At 69.7% G+C, this 15,523-nt stretch carries 18 protein-coding genes; 13 read left to right on the top strand and 5 right to left on the bottom strand.

All coding sequences use genetic code 11. The features are described 5' to 3' along the window. The first annotated feature begins 14 nt into the window (after window positions 1-14). From GV790_RS04405 to GV790_RS04420, 4 genes are read left to right on the top strand one after another with little or no spacing between them, the layout of a single operon-like run. Entirely contained in the window at window positions 15-437 is a 423-nt protein-coding gene (locus GV790_RS04405; RefSeq protein ID WP_163810742.1) for a ribulose bisphosphate carboxylase small subunit, read from the top strand. Next, the gene (locus GV790_RS04410) at window positions 427-1,431 is read left to right on the top strand and encodes an AAA family ATPase (RefSeq protein ID WP_163810745.1); all 1,005 of its coding nucleotides are present in this window, start codon (window positions 427-429) and stop codon (window positions 1,429-1,431) included. The genes GV790_RS04405 and GV790_RS04410 overlap by 11 nt, the downstream gene beginning before the upstream one ends. Before the next feature lie 15 nt (window positions 1,432-1,446). Next, window positions 1,447-2,499, top strand: a complete 1,053-nt coding sequence (locus tag GV790_RS04415; protein WP_163810747.1) for a class 1 fructose-bisphosphatase — start codon at window positions 1,447-1,449, stop codon at window positions 2,497-2,499. A 39-nt stretch (window positions 2,500-2,538) separates the two neighbouring features. Continuing rightward, window positions 2,539-3,417 carry a phosphoribulokinase gene (locus tag GV790_RS04420; RefSeq protein WP_163810749.1) on the top strand — a complete coding sequence of 293 codons (879 nt, stop codon included), beginning with the start codon at window positions 2,539-2,541 and terminating at the stop codon, window positions 3,415-3,417. A 33-nt stretch (window positions 3,418-3,450) separates the two neighbouring features. Here the strand turns inward: GV790_RS04420 and dinB are convergent, their stop codons facing one another. Further along, window positions 3,451-4,719: a DNA polymerase IV gene (dinB, locus tag GV790_RS04425; protein WP_178127544.1), complete on the bottom strand. Its 1,269-nt coding sequence runs from the start codon at window positions 4,717-4,719 to the stop codon at window positions 3,451-3,453. A gap of 99 nt (window positions 4,720-4,818) precedes the next feature. Here dinB and GV790_RS04430 point away from each other — a divergent pair, with 99 nt between their 5' ends. The 3 genes from GV790_RS04430 (at window position 4,819) to GV790_RS04440 (ending at window position 7,415) form a co-directional block, all read left to right on the top strand. After that, window positions 4,819-5,238 carry a BlaI/MecI/CopY family transcriptional regulator gene (locus GV790_RS04430; protein ID WP_163810751.1) on the top strand — a complete coding sequence of 140 codons (420 nt, stop codon included), beginning with the start codon at window positions 4,819-4,821 and terminating at the stop codon, window positions 5,236-5,238. Beyond that, window positions 5,235-6,182 carry a M56 family metallopeptidase gene (locus tag GV790_RS31725; RefSeq protein WP_163810753.1) on the top strand — a complete coding sequence of 316 codons (948 nt, stop codon included), beginning with the start codon at window positions 5,235-5,237 and terminating at the stop codon, window positions 6,180-6,182. The genes GV790_RS04430 and GV790_RS31725 overlap by 4 nt, the downstream gene beginning before the upstream one ends. Window positions 6,183-6,305: 123 nt before the next feature. Beyond that, entirely contained in the window at window positions 6,306-7,415 is a 1,110-nt protein-coding gene (locus GV790_RS04440; RefSeq protein WP_163810755.1) for a DNA glycosylase AlkZ-like family protein, read from the top strand. Window positions 7,416-7,431: 16 nt separating this feature from the next. Here GV790_RS04440 and GV790_RS04445 read toward each other — a convergent pair whose 3' ends face one another. Further along, the gene (locus GV790_RS04445; RefSeq protein ID WP_163810757.1) at window positions 7,432-8,181 is read right to left on the bottom strand and encodes a TetR/AcrR family transcriptional regulator; all 750 of its coding nucleotides are present in this window, start codon (window positions 8,179-8,181) and stop codon (window positions 7,432-7,434) included. A gap of 131 nt (window positions 8,182-8,312) precedes the next feature. Here GV790_RS04445 and GV790_RS04450 point away from each other — a divergent pair, with 131 nt between their 5' ends. Genes GV790_RS04450 through GV790_RS04460 form a run of 3 tightly spaced genes read left to right on the top strand, consistent with a single transcriptional unit; the run spans window position 8,313 to window position 10,535 of the window. After that, window positions 8,313-9,257, top strand: coding sequence for an ATP-binding cassette domain-containing protein (locus GV790_RS04450; RefSeq protein ID WP_175585805.1), 945 nt, complete (start codon window positions 8,313-8,315; stop codon window positions 9,255-9,257). Continuing rightward, window positions 9,254-10,081 (top strand): ABC transporter permease, encoded by an 828-nt coding sequence (locus GV790_RS04455; RefSeq protein ID WP_163810761.1) that lies wholly within the window; start codon window positions 9,254-9,256, stop codon window positions 10,079-10,081. The genes GV790_RS04450 and GV790_RS04455 overlap by 4 nt, the downstream gene beginning before the upstream one ends. A 49-nt stretch (window positions 10,082-10,130) precedes the next feature. Next, complete coding sequence (locus GV790_RS04460; protein WP_309138978.1) at window positions 10,131-10,535, top strand: NUDIX hydrolase; 405 nt, start codon at window positions 10,131-10,133, stop codon at window positions 10,533-10,535. Window positions 10,536-10,556: 21 nt separating this feature from the next. On the opposite strand, the gene GV790_RS04465 is transcribed toward GV790_RS04460, so the two are convergent. Further along, window positions 10,557-10,757, bottom strand: a complete 201-nt coding sequence (locus GV790_RS04465; protein ID WP_163810763.1) for a hypothetical protein — start codon at window positions 10,755-10,757, stop codon at window positions 10,557-10,559. Window positions 10,758-11,227: 470 nt separating this feature from the next. Between GV790_RS04465 and GV790_RS04470 the strand changes: the two genes are divergently transcribed. From GV790_RS04470 to GV790_RS04480, 3 genes are read left to right on the top strand one after another with little or no spacing between them, the layout of a single operon-like run. Next, the gene (locus tag GV790_RS04470) at window positions 11,228-13,369 is read left to right on the top strand and encodes a PEP/pyruvate-binding domain-containing protein (protein WP_163810765.1); all 2,142 of its coding nucleotides are present in this window, start codon (window positions 11,228-11,230) and stop codon (window positions 13,367-13,369) included. Next, window positions 13,366-13,887, top strand: coding sequence for a hypothetical protein (locus GV790_RS04475; RefSeq protein ID WP_163810767.1), 522 nt, complete (start codon window positions 13,366-13,368; stop codon window positions 13,885-13,887). The genes GV790_RS04470 and GV790_RS04475 overlap by 4 nt, the downstream gene beginning before the upstream one ends. Window positions 13,888-13,890: 3 nt before the next feature. Then, window positions 13,891-14,256 (top strand): hypothetical protein, encoded by a 366-nt coding sequence (locus GV790_RS04480; protein ID WP_163810769.1) that lies wholly within the window; start codon window positions 13,891-13,893, stop codon window positions 14,254-14,256. Between the two features lie 294 nt (window positions 14,257-14,550). Here GV790_RS04480 and GV790_RS04485 read toward each other — a convergent pair whose 3' ends face one another. Next, window positions 14,551-15,165, bottom strand: coding sequence for a GTP-binding protein (locus GV790_RS04485; protein WP_048833441.1), 615 nt, complete (start codon window positions 15,163-15,165; stop codon window positions 14,551-14,553). Continuing rightward, window positions 15,146-15,520 carry a DUF742 domain-containing protein gene (locus GV790_RS04490; RefSeq protein WP_036536933.1) on the bottom strand — a complete coding sequence of 125 codons (375 nt, stop codon included), beginning with the start codon at window positions 15,518-15,520 and terminating at the stop codon, window positions 15,146-15,148. The genes GV790_RS04485 and GV790_RS04490 overlap by 20 nt, the downstream gene beginning before the upstream one ends. Between the last annotated feature and the right edge of the window lie 3 nt (window positions 15,521-15,523).

Raw genomic sequence — 15,523 nt, forward strand, 5'->3', positions numbered from 1 at the left:
CTGGAGGACATGCCATGTATCTGCGTCACGGAGCCTTCTCGTATCTGCCCGACCTGACCGACGCCGAGATCGGCGCCCAGGTCCGCTACGCCCTGCTCAACAACTGGCCGGTCTCGATCGAGTACACCGACGATCCGCATCCGCGCAACGCCTACTGGGAGATGTGGGGGCTGCCGCTGTTCGATCTCGACGAACCCGATGGTGTGCTGGCCGAGATCAACGCCTGCCGGGCCACCTTCCCCCGCCACTACGTGCGGGTGCTCGCCTATGACGCCAGCTACGGCAGGCAGACCACGGCGCTGAGTTTCCTGGTCCAGCGCCCAGTGGACGAACCGGGATTCGCGCTGAACCGCGTGGAGGGTTCCGACCGGCGTCAGCGTTACAGCCTGCACTCCTACGCCACCGACGTCAGGCCCGGTGCCCGGTATGCCGACTGAACGCGCGTCCACCGGTTTCCGGCTGCACCGGCCCGGGGCCGAGGACCCCAGGCCGGTGCGGGCGGTGCCCGTGGACTCGGAGGCGAGTGCGCCGGAGGCGGTGCTGGCCGACAACGCCGTCCTCGATCTGGCCACGGACGTGGCGACCGCCGACGTCGAGCAGGTCTTGACCGCCCTGAACGCCGAGCTGGTCGGGCTGGCGAAGGTCAAGCGGCGGGTGCGTGAGATCGCGGCGTTGCTGCTGATCGAGCGCGCCCGCGCCCGATTCGGACTGGAATCCTCACGTCCGACTCTGCACATGAGCTTCACCGGCGGCCCCGGCACCGGGAAGACGACCGTGGCGCTGCGGATGGCGCAGATGCTGCACGCGCTCGGCTACGTGCGCACGCCCAAGGTGCACACCGTCACCCGAGACGATCTGGTCGGCCAGTTCATCGGCCACACCGCCCCGAAGACGAAGGAGGCGCTGGCCAAGGCAGCGGGCGGGGTGCTGTTCATCGATGAGGCCTACTACCTGTTCCGGCCGGAGAACGAACGCGACTACGGCCAGGAGGTCATCGAGATCCTGTTGCAGGAAATGGAGAACGAACGCGGCAGCCTGGTGGTGATCTTCGCCGGCTATCCCGACCGGATGGACCGGTTCTTCTCCGCCAATCCCGGCCTGTCGTCGCGGGTCGCGCACCACCTCGAGTTCGACGATTACACCCATGCCGAACTGTTGCGGATCGCCGAGCTGATGGTGGAGGGGGAGAACTTCCGGTTCGACGATGCCGCGCACACCGCGTTCGCCGATTACCTGACCGCTCGGATGAGCCGACCGCGGTTCTCCAACGCGCGCAGTGTGCGCAATGCGATCGACCGCTGCCGGCTGCGGCAGGCGCGACGGCTGGTGGAGCTGGATCGTCCGCTCACCAAGGCAGACCTGATCACGTTGACCGATGCGGACGTCTACGGCAGCAGTGTTTTCGGCGCCTCGGCCGAGCCCAGCGGATGAGGAGAGCACCGCGCGATGCCCGAAGGATGGAAGACCCTCACCCGCTACACCATCGAGGAGGAACACCGGCATCCCGGCTCCTCGGGTGAGTTCTCGGCCCTGGTCAATGTGGTGGCGACGGCAACGAAACTGATCGCCAATCAGGTGACCAGAGGCGCGATTCTGGCCACCCGGGCCGGCGCCGAACCGGGTGGTCCGCCGACGGCGCGGCGTGCACTCGACGCCCTCAGCAACGAGATCATGATCAGCGAGACGCAATGGACCGGGCATCTGTCGGCCCTGCTGTCCGAACAACTCAGCGAGGTATACCCGGTCCCGCAGGGGCAGCGGCGCGGCAAGTACCTGCTCGCCTTCGATCCACTCGACGGTTCCAGCAATATTGATGTGAACCTGCCGGTCGGCACCATTTTCAGTGTGCTGCGCGCCGACCCGGACGGTTTCTGCCAGCCGGGCATCCGGCAGGTGTGCGCCGGGTTCACCCTCTACGGCCCGGCCACCATGCTGGTGCTGACCACCGGCAGCGGGGTCGACGGGTTCACCCTCGACCGTGAGATCGGCGCGTTCGTGCTGACCCACCCGCGGATGCGCATCCCCGAGGACACCTCGGGTTTCGCGATCAACGCCGCCAACGAGCGCTTCTGGGAACGTCCGGTGCGCCGTTACGTCCACGAATGCCTCGACGGCGTGGACGGGCCGCGCGGGCGCGATTTCAATATGCGCTGGGTGGCGTCGCTGGTCGCCGACACGTTCCATATCTTGACCAGAGGCGGGGTGTACCTGTATCCGCGCGACACTCGACCCGCCGCGGGCCCGGGCCGGGTGTCGCTGCTCTACGGGGCCAACCCGATCGCCTTCATCGTCGAACAGGCCGGCGGTGCCGCCTCCACCGGCAGCGCGCGGGTACTGGAGGTGGCGCCCACCGACCCGCATCAGCGGGTGCCGTTGATCTTCGGATCGCGCCACGAGGTCGAACGGATCGAGCGCTACCACCGCGAACCCGATGCGGGCCCGAGCTTCGACACGTCATTGTTCGGCACCCGCTCGCTGTTCCGCTCGGCCGGGCGCTAGCGGCGTCGATTCTGTTGTCCGGTCATCGAGGAGGGGCCCATGTCGGTCAAGCATCCCGTCGTCGCCATCACCGGATCCTCCGGTGCCGGCACCACCAGCGTCACCCGCACGTTCCAAGAGATCTTTCGCCGCGAGGGCATCAATGCCGCGTTCGTCGAGGGAGATTCATTTCACCGCTACGACCGCAACGAGATGAAGCTGGCGATGGCCGAGGCCGAACAGAACCGCAACACCACCTTCTCCCATTTCGGGGAGGAGGCGAATCTGCTGGCGGAGCTGGAGCGGCTGTTCCGCGACTACGGGCAGACCGGGGTCGGTGCGGTGCGCCGGTATCTGCACGATGAGAAGGAAGCCAAACCCTACGGCCAGCCCGCAGGCACGTTCACCCCGTGGGAGGATCTCGCGCCGGGCAGTGATCTGCTGTTCTACGAGGGTCTGCACGGCGCGGCCGTCACCGACACCGTCGATGTGGCGCGCTATACCGATCTGCTGGTCGGCGTGGTGCCGATCGTGAATCTGGAGTGGACGCAGAAGGTGATCCGGGACAAGACCGAACGTGGCTATTCCAGTGAGGCCGTGATCGATACGATCCTGCGCCGCATGCCCGATTATGTGAAATACATCTGCCCGCAGTTCTCCCGCACCTACGTCAACTTTCAGCGGGTACCGACCGTGGATACCTCGAATCCCTTCATCGCGCGGTCGATTCCGACAGCCGATGAGAGTTTCGTGGTGATCCGCTTCGCCGAACCGAAGGTGATCGACTTCCCCTATCTGCTGTCGATGCTGCACGACTCGTTCATGTCGCGACCCAATTGCATCGTGGTACCCGGCGGCAAGATGGAACTGGCCATGCAGTTGATCTTCACCCCGCTGATCCTGCGGCTGATGGACAAGCGGCCCACCGCGGCACGGTGACATCACCTGCGGCGCTGCGGCGGCGGTGCGGATCTAGTCGGGAAGCAGCGGCACCGACAGGCCTTCGCCGCGGCCGAGTAGCGCGGCTCTGGTGACGGCGCCGGATCCGAAACGGCGGCGCAGATCATCGAGGGCGGCGTCCAATGGTGCGGTGGGACGGCCCTCGAAGGGCAACGTCAACTGGATGGCGTCGGCATCCTCGAGGTTGGTCAGCGCCAACCCGATCAGGGTGATGCCACGTTCCTGGATCAGCGGCAGAGCGGCAGTGAACAGGATGCGAGTGGCGTACCGGATGGTTTCGGTGTCGTCGGTGGCCTCGGCGAGGGTGTGCGAACGGGTGGCGCGCGTGAAATCGTCGAAACGTAAGCGCAGCACCACTGTTCGGGTCACGCGTTGCGCGCCGCGCAGGCGCCGGCCCAGCCGGTCGACGAGGCCGTCGAGGTAGGCGGCGAGTTCCTCGGGCGGGCGCGGGCGGCGGCCGAGGGCGCGCTGGGCGCCGATCGAGCGACGGCGTTTGCCGGTTTCCACCCGGCGCGGATCACGGGCCCACGACAGCGCGTACAGGTGCCGGGCGGCAGCGGGGCCGAGCATCGACCGCAGGCCCGATTCACCGAGTTCGGCGAGCTGCCCGACGCGGGTGATGCCGTGCTGGTGCAGCGTCGCCGCGGTGACCACGCCGACGCCCCACAACCGCTCGACCGGCAACGGATGCAGGAATTCCAGTTCCCGATCGGGTTCCACCAGGCGAAGGCCATCGGGTTTGGCGACGGCGCTGGCCACCTTCGCCAGGAATTTGGTGCGGGCGATGCCCACCGAGATCGGCAACCCGACCTCGGCGCGCACCCGGGCGCGCAGCCGCTCGGCGATACCCAGCGGCGGCCCGGCGATGCGGCGCAGACCCGCCACGTCCAGGAAGGCCTCATCGATGGAGATGCCTTCCACGACGGGCGTGGTGTCGCGGAAGATCTCGAAGACCGCCGTGCTGGCCTCGGCGTAGGCCGACATCCGTGGCGGCACCACCACCGCCTGCGGGCACAACCGCAGCGCTTGGCCGCAGTTCATCGGAGTCCGTACGCCGAGGGCCTTGGCTTCGTAGCTGGCCGCGAGCACCACGCCCCCGCCGACGAGCACCGGTCTGCCCCGCAGCGTCGGATCGTCGCGTTGTTCGACCGAGGCGTAGAACGAGTCCAGATCGGCGTGCAGGATCGAGGCGTCCGCGCGCGCGGCGATCCGCGGACGGCGCGAGCCCGCGGGCTCGACCGCCCGTCCTGAGGAGGTGGGCGCGGAATCGGACACGAACATATGTTCGCATGCGGGTCCGACAGGTTTCGCTGCCCAGGGTTTGCCGATCTACGGTTCGGGTACGTAGCAATGGTGGTCGGCGAGTACGCTGAGCGCACGATGAGACGGTTGCGGGCCAGTGATGAGGGAGTCGGCACGGTGCGTGGGTTCGGTGATCTCGAAGCGGTGATCATGGATCGGATCTGGGATCGGGACACCGAGACGACCAGCGTCCGCGACATTTACGAGGAGTTGTGCGCCTCCCGCGATATCGCGTACACGACAGTCATGTCGACGATGGACAATCTGCATCGCAAGGGCTGGCTGGCCCGGGAACGCGCGGGCAAGGCCTATCGATACTGGCCGACGCTCACCCGGGAGGAACACAGCGCCCGGTTGATGCTCGAGGCGCTGGGCTCGGGTGGTCGCTCCGATCTGGTGCTCAGCCATTTCGTCGACCGGATCAGTGACGAAGAGTCGGCGGGCCTGCGCGCCGCGCTGCGCCGACTGACCGCACGCAAATCCCCCGGGCCCGCGTGAGCATCACGTCGACGCTGCTGCTGTACGGGTCCGCGGTGGCCGTGGCGGGCCCGCCGGTGCTGCGCCGGCTCACCCGAGCCGGGACCGCCCCTCGCCTCGGTGTGCTGGCGTGGGTGGTGACGGTGGCGGGCGCGCTGGTGGCGTGGGCCGCGGCGGCCGTCGTCTTCGTCGTCGAACACGCCACCGTGTGGCGCCACTGCGATGAGGCCATCCGCGCTTGTTACGCGGTGTTCGGCATGCCCGTGCACCCCTACGACCACCCGGCCGGCCGCCTGGTCACCTTCGCGCTCGCGCTCCTGGTGGCCGTGGCGGCCGGGGTGCTGGGATGGCGGAGCCTGCGGATGCTGATGCGGATGCGCCGGCGGACCCGCGCGCACGCCAGGGCGGTGCGCATGGTCGGACGCCGCATGCCGGGACTTCCCGCCGTCGTGCTGGACGCGCCGCAACCGCAGGCCTACGCCGTCCCCGGACGACCGGACACCATCGTGGTCACCACCGGTGCGCTGGCCGCGCTCACCGACGATCAGCTCGCCGCTGTCCTGGCGCACGAGCGCGCGCATCTGTCCGGCAGGCATGGTGTGTTGAGCGCCGCGCTCACCGGTATCGCCGCGATGGCGCCGCGCCTGAGCGTGCTGCGGCAGGGATCGGCCGAGGTCGCGCGGTTGCTGGAAATGTGTGCCGATGACGCCGCCGCACGCGAACACGGACGTGAGCCGCTGCTCGGCGGGCTGCTCGCCATCGTCGACGCCGGCCCGAGCGCCCCGGCCGGTGCGCTGGGCGCCGCGGGTACCGCGGTGCTGGCGCGGGCCGAGCGCTTGGCTTCGCCTGCGGGTGCGGTGCGCCGGGCGACCACCAGGACCGCCTTGCTCGGCGTGATCCTGACGACCGTCGGCGGTCTGGTGACGGCGACAGCCTGCGTGGCGTTGTGCGTGAGCGTGTTCTGAACCGCCGTCGGCAGCGAACCTTCCCGTCCGGCTGCACCATCGGCTGACGACGGTGAGATGTCGGTGCTGCCCGTTAAGGTCTGAGCCAGGCCGGAAGCCGGGCGGTGGGAGAAGGATGAGCGGATGCAGGTGAGCTGGGACCAGGCCTTCGCGTGGCGGTTGCGGCGGCAGTACGTGCGGCCGCGAGCGGCCGTCGGCGTGGTCGGCATCGCGGCGCGACTGTGCGGGCTGCAAGCCCAGGTGGCGTCCTCGGCCGAACTCGCGGCGGCGCTGCGCACGACCACACCGGAAACCGGCGCCGTCGCACGCGCCCTCACCGCGGGCGAGCTGATCAAGACCTGGGCGATGCGGGGCACCCTGCACGCCATGACACCCGATACCGCCGCTGCCTGCCTTACCCTGCTCGCCGCCGCGCGGACCTGGGAGAAGCCGTCCTGGCAGCGCACCTTCGGCGCCACCCCCGCCCAGGTCGCGGCGCTCGCGGACAAGGTCGGCGAACTGCTCGAATCCCAGATCCTCACCCGCGAGGAATTGGTCGAGCAGATCGCCGCCGATCCCGCGTTCGCGGTGCACGAAGCCGAATTGCGTTCGGGCTGGGGCGCCTTGCTCAAACCACTGGCCTGGCAAGGAGTGCTGTGCCACGGTCCGGCACGCGGCACCAAGGTGAGTTTCACCAGCCCGTCCACCCTGCCCGGCTGGCGGCCGGTGACCGACGTCGACGCGGCCGCGCGCACCGCGGTCACGGCCTACCTCGGCGCCTACGGCCCGGCCACCCCCGAAGCGTTCGATGCCTGGCTCAGCCGCGGCGCGCACCGCAAGACCAGGGTGCGCGGCTGGTTCGCCGATCTGGGGGAGGAGCTCACCGAGGTCGACGTCGACGGCCGGCGCGCCTACATCCTGACCGAACACGCCGACGAACTCGCCGCCACCGAACCCGACGATGCGGTGCAATTGCTCGGCGCGTTCGACCAGTACGTGCTCGGACCCGGCACCGGCGACCCGCAACTGCTCCCCGCCGAGCATCGGGCGAAGGTGAGCCGGACCGCCGGCTGGATCGCGCCCATCGTGGTCGCACGCGGCCGGATCGCGGGTACCTGGGAACTCGCCGACGCGGACGAGGTCGTCGTCGCCATGTTCGACGGCGCCGCCGTGCCCCGCGTCGGACTCGCCGAGTCACTTGCCCATCTGGCCGCGGCCACCGGACGGGATCGGCTCACCATCCGGGCGAGCTGACCACCGCTGGAATCGATCAGCCGCGCCCGCGTTCGGCGACCAGGTCCGCCAGCCCGTCCAGGATGCGCCGCAACCCGAACCCGAAGTGATCGAAGTCCTGATCGAAGGCGTTCTCCTCGAGACCGGCCATGATCGGATACCGCCCACTGTTCATCGCTCGTTCCAGCATCGGCAGCTGCGCCTGCCAGAACTCCGCGTCGGTCATGCCGGTGGTGCGCAAGGCCTCCTGCTGGAAGACCTCGGCGCGGGCGGCGCCGACGACGAAGTTGTCGATCATGACGATCACCGAGATCAGTTCGACATCGGTCAATCCCATCGGCTTGATCGCCGACAGCACCACCTCCATGCTCTCCACAGCGCCGGGGCCCATGATCGGGCGCGCCTGGTTGACGTAGAGCAGCCAGGGGTGGCGGCGATACAGCGCCAGCGTCCCGTGGGCGACCTGCTCGAGCGCGGCCCGCCAGCCGTCGGCGGCCGTCACGTCGTGATCGGGACGTTGAACCCGGTCGAGCATGAGGTCGAGCAGCTCGGCCTTGCCCGGCAGATAGCGATACAGCGTCATGGTGCCGGTGCCCAATTCGGTGGCGACCCGCCGCATGGTCACGGCCTCGAGGCCCTCGGCGTCGGCCACCTGCACAGCGGCCTCGACGATGCGGTCCAGGGTCAAACCCGGCTTCGGCCCTCGGCTCGGCCGGGGACCGGTGTCCCACAGCAGTTCGAGCGTGCGGTTGATGTCGCCGCTGCCGCTGGTCTCCGTGCTCGCCATGGTCGTCACCCTATCGCCCGGATCGGGCCCCGAAAATTAACTGGGTACATCGTACTCGTATTAGGGTACGATGTACCCAGTTCCGATTCGTTCTGCTGGGTACGGAGGGTTGTGTGAGCGAATACGCCGTGATGGCCGAGGGTTTGAGGAAGAGATACGGGGACAAGCACGCGCTCGATGGATTCGATCTGACGGTGCGTCGCGGGACCGTGCACGGCTTGCTCGGGCCCAACGGTGCCGGCAAGACCACCGCGGTGCGGATTCTGTCGACGCTGATCCGGCTCGACGGCGGCCGGGCGACGGTGGCCGGACTCGATGTCGCGCGCCACCCGCGCGAGGTGCGCTCCCGGATCGGGCTGACCGGGCAGTACGCGGCCGTCGACGAAGTGTTGACCGGCCGGCAGAACCTGGAGATGTTCGGCAGGCTGTTCCACCTGGGCGCCCGTCGCGCCCGCAGCCGCGCGACCGAACTGCTCGAGCGTTTCGATCTGGTCGAGGCCGCCGATCGCGGGGTCGGCAAGTACAGCGGCGGCATGCGGCGCAGGCTCGACCTGGCCGCGTCGATGATCCTCGCGCCGGATGTGCTGTTCCTCGACGAGCCCACCACCGGTCTCGATCCACGCAGTCGCGGTGAGGTGTGGGAGTCGGTGCGGGCACTCGTCGCCGACGGCACGACCGTGCTGCTGACCACCCAGTATCTCGAGGAGGCCGATAAGCTCGCCTCCCGCATCACCGTGGTCGATGCCGGGCGGGCCATCGCCGACGACACCCCGGACGGGTTGAAGAACACCGTCGGCGCCGACCTCATCGAAGTGGTGGCCGCCGATATCGCCGACCTGCCCGCCGTGGCGAAGGTGGTGGCCAGGGTCTGCGTCGGCGAACCGGACCTCGACGACGCCGAACGCCGCGTGCACGCACCCGTCACCGACCGCGTCGCCGCACTCACCGAGGTGGCGCGCACGCTCCAGGACCAGGGAATCACGGTGGAGGACATCGGTTTACGCAGGCCCAGCCTCGATGATGTGTTCCTGCAGCTGACCGGCCATCGGGCCGCGGCCGAGGAGGTGGCGGCATGAGCGCGACCGCTGATCTCGCGCCTGTGCGCGCTCGCTCGCGCGGCTACTGGGTGGTGGCCGACTGCTGGAACGTGGTGCGCCGCGGGCTCACCCACTACCAGCGTCAGCCGGTGAATATCGCCTGGCAGCTGGGCTTTCCGATCCTGTCGGTGCTGCTCTACGGCTACGTGTTCGGTTCGGCGATGACGGTGCCGGGCGGCGGCGACTATCGCAGCTTCCTGATGCCGGGCATGTTCGCGATGACGATGGCCTTCGGCTTCATCAATACCGCGACCGTGATGGTCTACGACGCCACCAACGGTGTGATCGATCGTTTCCGCTCGATGCCCATGTCGCCGTCGGCGGTGGTGTCGGGTCGCGGTGTCACCGATCTGCTGGTGGCCTGCGCCGAGTTGACCATCCTGATGCTCACCGCGCTGGTCATCGGCTGGCGGCCCGAGGGCGGGATACTCGGCGTGATCGCGGCCTTCCTGCTGCTGCTGTGGCTGCGGTTCGCGCTGATCTGGGTCGGCGTGTGGCTCGGGCTGCTGGTGCCGAACCCGGAGGCCGCGGGCGGGCTGTTCGCGGTCGCCTTCCCGCTGACGATGATCTCCTCGATCTTCGTCGCACCCCAGCTGATGCCGGACTGGCTCGGCGTGATCGCGGCATGGAACCCGATCTCCTCTACCGTGGCCGCCAGCCGGGAACTGTTCGGCACCCCCGTGGGGGCGGGCGATTCCTGGATCGAACAGCGCGCGGTGCTGATGGCGATGGTGTGGCCGATCCTCATCACGGCGATCTTCCTGCCCCTGGCGGTGCGCCGGTTCCAGCGACTCAGCCGCTGAACGACCTGTCGGCCCGGTGTCATCGGCACCGGGCCGATAGGCTGCGACGGTGACCGACGGGCTGGTGACCGAACTCATCGATACGGTGGCGTGGGTGCGCATCGAGGACGGCAAGATCCTGTGCGCACGGCCGCGCGGCAAAGATGTCTTCTATATCCCGGGCGGCAAGCGCGAGCACGGCGAATCCGATCTGCAGACCCTGGTGCGCGAGGTCGCAGAGGAACTGACCGTCGCCCTGCTGCCCGAGACCGCCGTCCACGTCGGGGTGTACGAGGCCGCCGACGGCGCCTTCTCGGTGCGGATGAGCTGCTACACCGCCGAATATCGCGGCACGCCCACCCCGAGCAGTGAGATCGAGGCGCTCGCCTGGTTCGGCTACGGCGACCGTGAGCTGGTGCCGCCGGTGGATCAGCTGTTGTTCGACGAACTGGCCGACGCCGGGCTCCTGCACTGATCTGACGGCGCGCGCCGCCGATCAGCAGAGCGGCGCTTTCGAGCCCACGAGTTCACCGCGGAAGAAGCAGACGATCAACTGCACGAAGTCGCGCGCGTAGGTCGCCGAACCGGAGTCGGCGGAGCCGGTGGGCGCGGCGGTCGCCGCCGGGGCGGCCATGCCCACTCCGGTGGCGAGGGCGGCGGTGACGAGGACTGCGACGCAGGCTCGGGTGAGGACCATGACGGCTCCGTTCGAATCGAGGTGCCGTCAGTATCGGCGGGTCCGCGCGGCGGGGGCAGCCCCGAACTCTCGGGGCGAGGGTGCCGGTGGCGGCGGCGCCTGCGTGAACATGGCGATCGCGAGGGCGTTGCCGATGAATAACGTTGTGTGCGAGCAACTCTGGTGGAGGCCGCGGCATCCTACCCTGGATGGCACGTGAGCTCCAGCCTCGCCGGTCGTGACCTGCGCGACTGCAAAACGAACGTTCCTTCCTTGACGCCGGGGGGCCGGGGCGCAACACTGGAATTCAAGTAAGCGGAGGAATCATCTCCTCTTAGGAGGTCGTTGTGGCCGGACCCCTGGCGTCGATGCCGATTCAGCACTGCGCCGCTCCAGCGCCCCCGCGGTGCGTGCCCGATCCCACGCGGAGCTGACCGCACCGGACGGGCCCGATCGAAACAACGTCGTTTCCATCTCGAAGGGTGCCCCCGATGACCCTCATTACCGCCCCGACCCGCCCCGGCATCGTCACACTCGCCGATCCGCGCGCTCGCGACGCGGACCTGACCGGCGCCAAGGCCGCCGCCCTCGCCGAGGCCGCTGCCATGGGGCTGCCGGTTCTCGACGGGTTCGTGCTGACCACGGCCTGGTCCGAGCCACAGCATTCGCCGGAACTGTTGTGGCGCAAGCTGTCCGATGGCGGTGCCCGACCGCTCGTGGTGCGGTCGTCCTCGGTCGCGGAGGACGGTGCCGAACGATCCATGGCGGGCATGTTCACCTCGGTGCTCGGCGTGCGCGGCTGGCCGCGCTTCCGGGAGGCCGTCGACGAGGTGCTGGCCTCCGCAGGCACCCCCGCGGCCACCGACGCCGCGGGCGGTGCGGCGATGGCGGTGCTGGTGCAGCCGTTCCTGGCGGCGAGCTGGGGCGGAGTGGTATTCACGGCGGACCCGGTCACCGGGCGCACCGACCGGATGATGATCACCGCGGTACGCGGCGGACCGGACGCGGTGGTCAGCGGCGCCGAGGACGGATGGACGGCACTGCTCACCCGATCGGGACGCGTGCGGCGGGTCGTCGCGCACGACGCGCCCGGCCTGCCGGGGTCGGTGCGCCGCAAGGTGATCCGGATGGCGTTGCGCGCCGAGCGCATGTTCGGCGGCCCGCAGGACATCGAATGGGCGGTCGACGCCGCGGGAAACGTCCGACTGCTCCAGGCCCGGCCGATCACGACGCTGCACGGCCGCGTCACCGGCCCGGTGCTCGGCCCCGGCCCGCTGGCCGAAACCTTTCCCGATCCGCTGCGCCCGCTCGAACAGGACCTGTGGCTGACGCCGCTGGCCGAGGGATTGCGGGTGGCCCTGGAACTGACCGGCTCCGCACCGGCGCGCCGCATCCGGGAGTCGCCGGTCGCCACCGCGGTCCTCGGCGTCGCCGTCGCCGACCTGGAACTGCTCGGCGTGGAGCGGCCGCGGCGCCGGCTGCTCGGTGTGCTCGATCCGCGTCCCGGTGCCCGGAAACTGGGTGCCGCGATGCGGGTGGGACGTCTCGCTGCCGCGATGCCCGCACTCGCCCAGCGGATCTGCGAACGGGCGGACACCGATCTCGCCGCGGTACCGCCGCCGACGGAGTTGAGCCGCACCCAACTGCTGGCCGTCCTGGACAACTCCCGCACGGCATTGACCGCGCTGCACGGATACGAGGCACTGGCCGGCATGCTGGCAAGCCCCCGCGAATCCGCTCCCACCGCGGCAGCGATGGCGCTCGCCGCCCTCACCGAGGCGCGGGCCGCGGGCATGGCCGCCGACCGCGTCATCGAGGAATACCCGGTGGTGTTGGCGCTGACCCCGCCACGCATCGGACCCCGCACCGCGCCACCGGATCTCGATCAGGCCTACGCACCGATCACGGAGTTCGACCCCGGTGCCCTGGCGCTGGCGCGGGAAGCCTTGCGGCTACGGGCCCGCTGGGTGCAGGAACTCGGCGCCCGCGCGGCCTGGGAACTGGGCACCCGCCTCGCGGCCGAGGGCGCCCTGGACTCGGTGGAATCGGTGGCCCTGCTCAGCTTCGACGACCTCGTCGCCGTCACCGGCCGCACGCCGCTGCGTCGGGCCGATGCGGGTGAGGGCGCGGCGTATGGCATCGATGCCGGCGAGACCGCAGGTGCCGCGCGCGTGGACGCGCCCGGGCCCCTCGCCGCGGAGGGCGGACAGCCCGCGGCCGATGAATCGCCCACCCGGGCCGTCGTCCAGCTGCCGACGCGGTTCCGGCTCGCCGAGGACGGCTGGCCGGTCCCGGTGGGCGGCGCACCGGAAACCGGCGACTGCGGTGTCGGGGCGGGCGGCGGGTCCGGACGCGGCATCGTCCATATGGGCGACCGGCCGCCGGAGGGTTCGGTGCTGGTGGTGCGGCATCTGGATCCGCGGCTGGCGGTGGTCGTGCCGCGGCTGGCCGGGCTGATCGCCGAAACCGGCAGCCCGCTCAGCCATGTCGCGATCCTGGCGCGCGAGCAGGGTGTGCCGGTGGTGGTCGGCTATCCGGAGGCGACCAGGCGGCTGCCGGACGGCGCGGTCGTCGAACTCGACGGGCGCACCGGCCAGGTGCGGGTGTGCGTGGAACAGGAGGGCCGGGGATGAACGCGCGTGGTCTCGGGATGTTGCTGGCGGTCGCTTCGCTGATCGCCACCGGCACCTATGTTTTCGTGTACCTGTATCGCTGGGAGTGGAATCGGGCGATTCTCACCGCCACGCTGTTCATCGCGGCCGAGATCGCCTTGGTGGCGATGGTGCTGACCAAGCGGTTGCGCGCAATCCAGCGTGAACTCGGTGACGGCGGCGAACGCAGCCGTGCCGACCACGACAGCACGGCCCGCATCGTGCACGCGGCGGTACCGCAATCGCGGGTCGGCTTCGCCTGGCTGGCCCGGCCGGACCGGCTCGGGGTGTTCGTTCCGGTGCTGCTCGCCGGTGGTGTCCTGCTGACCGGAGTGGCGTGGCTGGTCGAGCGTCTCGCCCGGTTGACCGCGGGCCCGGCGGCCGAACGCCGCATCCTCACCGGCCTGGAGCGGCTGCGGCTGCCCGAGGCCGGGTTCCTGACCCCGCCGCCGGATCGTCTGCGGTTGCTGCGCGGGCCGCTGACCGGCGCACGGTGGTGAGCCGTGCGCCGGGTGCTGGTGCTCGCGCTGCTGGCGATCGTCACCGGCGCGGGCCTGTCCGCGATGGCGACGAGCATGAAGTTCGAAACCGACAGCGGGGCAGCGGGTAGCCGCACCATCATCCATTTCGACGCCCGCGCGCGGACCCCGGGTCCCGCTGCGGCGCTGCGATTGTGGGAGGAATGCGCCAGCATCGCCAACCACGTCCGCCTGGTCGCGGGTCCATCCAACGACGGCACCCGCTGGACCGTTGTCCTCGAACCGGCCCTCGGCCCGCATACCGAACGCCGCCTCACCGGCTGCCTCGACGACCTCACCGTCGACGGTATCCGCGGCCATCACCTCGCCACCGAACGCCACACCAACTGACCTTGCGCCGCACCGGTGTTCGCGCGAACTCCCCGTTCTGACCGTGCCGTCTGCCCGCGGCGGGCTGCCCGCTGCGGACGAGCCGTCGCCCGGAGCTCAGTGCGGGCCGAACCGCTGCGGGCGGTCGTGTGCGGGCCGAGTCCCGCTGCGGGCTGAGCCGCTGCGGGCCGCCTTGCGCGGGCCGAACCGCCGCGGGCTTCCCTCCGCGATCCGAACCGCCGCAGTCTGCCCGGCGACGGGCCGATCTGCCGCACCGCGCTGCCGCGGCGCACCGCCTGCCCTCCCGGGCGGCGGTCAGGTGGTGACGTGGGCTCGGGTGGCCCGGTCGATGAGGTGTTCGATCAGGCTGAGCAGGACGTTCTTCGACGAGACGCGGTCACGGGCGTCGCACAGCATCACCGGGGTCTCCGGGTCGAGGTCCAGGGCGTCGCGGACCTCGTCGGTGGTGTAGCGGGGTGCGCCGTCGAAACAGTTGACGCCCACCAGGAACGGTAGTTTGCGGCGTTCGAAGTAGTCGATCGCGGCGAAGGAGTTGCCGAGCCTGCGGGTGTCGGCGAGCACCACCGCGCCCAGCGCGCCGCGGGCCAGCTCATCCCACAGGAACCAGAACCGGTCCTGTCCCGGCGTACCGAACAGGTACAGCACGAGATCGCTGTCGATGGTGATCCGGCCGAAATCCAGTGCCACCGTGGTGGTGGTCTTGGATTCGACACCGGACAGGTCATCGACCCCGGCGCTCATCTCGGTGATCATCTCTTCGGTGCGCAGCGGCGTGATCTCGCTCAGGGCGGAGACGAGTGTCGTTTTGCCGACACCGAATCCGCCCGCGATGAGAACCTTCACCGAGGCAGCCAGATGCGGCACCCCGTTCGGGTCGAGCCGGGCAGGGTCAAATTTTTCGGATTCCATCCAGTACCGCTCGCAATACGTTGAGGTCGCCGGGCCCGGCCTCCGGTTGCACCGGAGCCCGGAAGATCAGGTGCCCGTCACCGATCAGATCTCCGACGAGAATCTTGGTCACTGCCAGTGGCAGTTTCAAGGTGGCCGCCACCTCTGCCACCGATCGCGGCTGCACACACTCCGCGACGATCTGCGCGTATTCGGGTTCGACACGCCGCATGGTCGGTGCGGGACGCGCCGCGACGACCGCGGTGAGCATGTCCAGATCGTGTGCGGCGCCCATCGTGCGCCCACGCGTCACCGCATAGGGCCGCACCAGCGGACCCGCCGCCTCGTCGAACCACGGCTCACCCATACGCGTCATAAC

This window comes from Nocardia cyriacigeorgica (genome assembly GCF_010858045.1).
Classification (GTDB): Bacteria; Actinomycetota; Actinomycetes; order Mycobacteriales; family Mycobacteriaceae; genus Nocardia; species Nocardia cyriacigeorgica_E.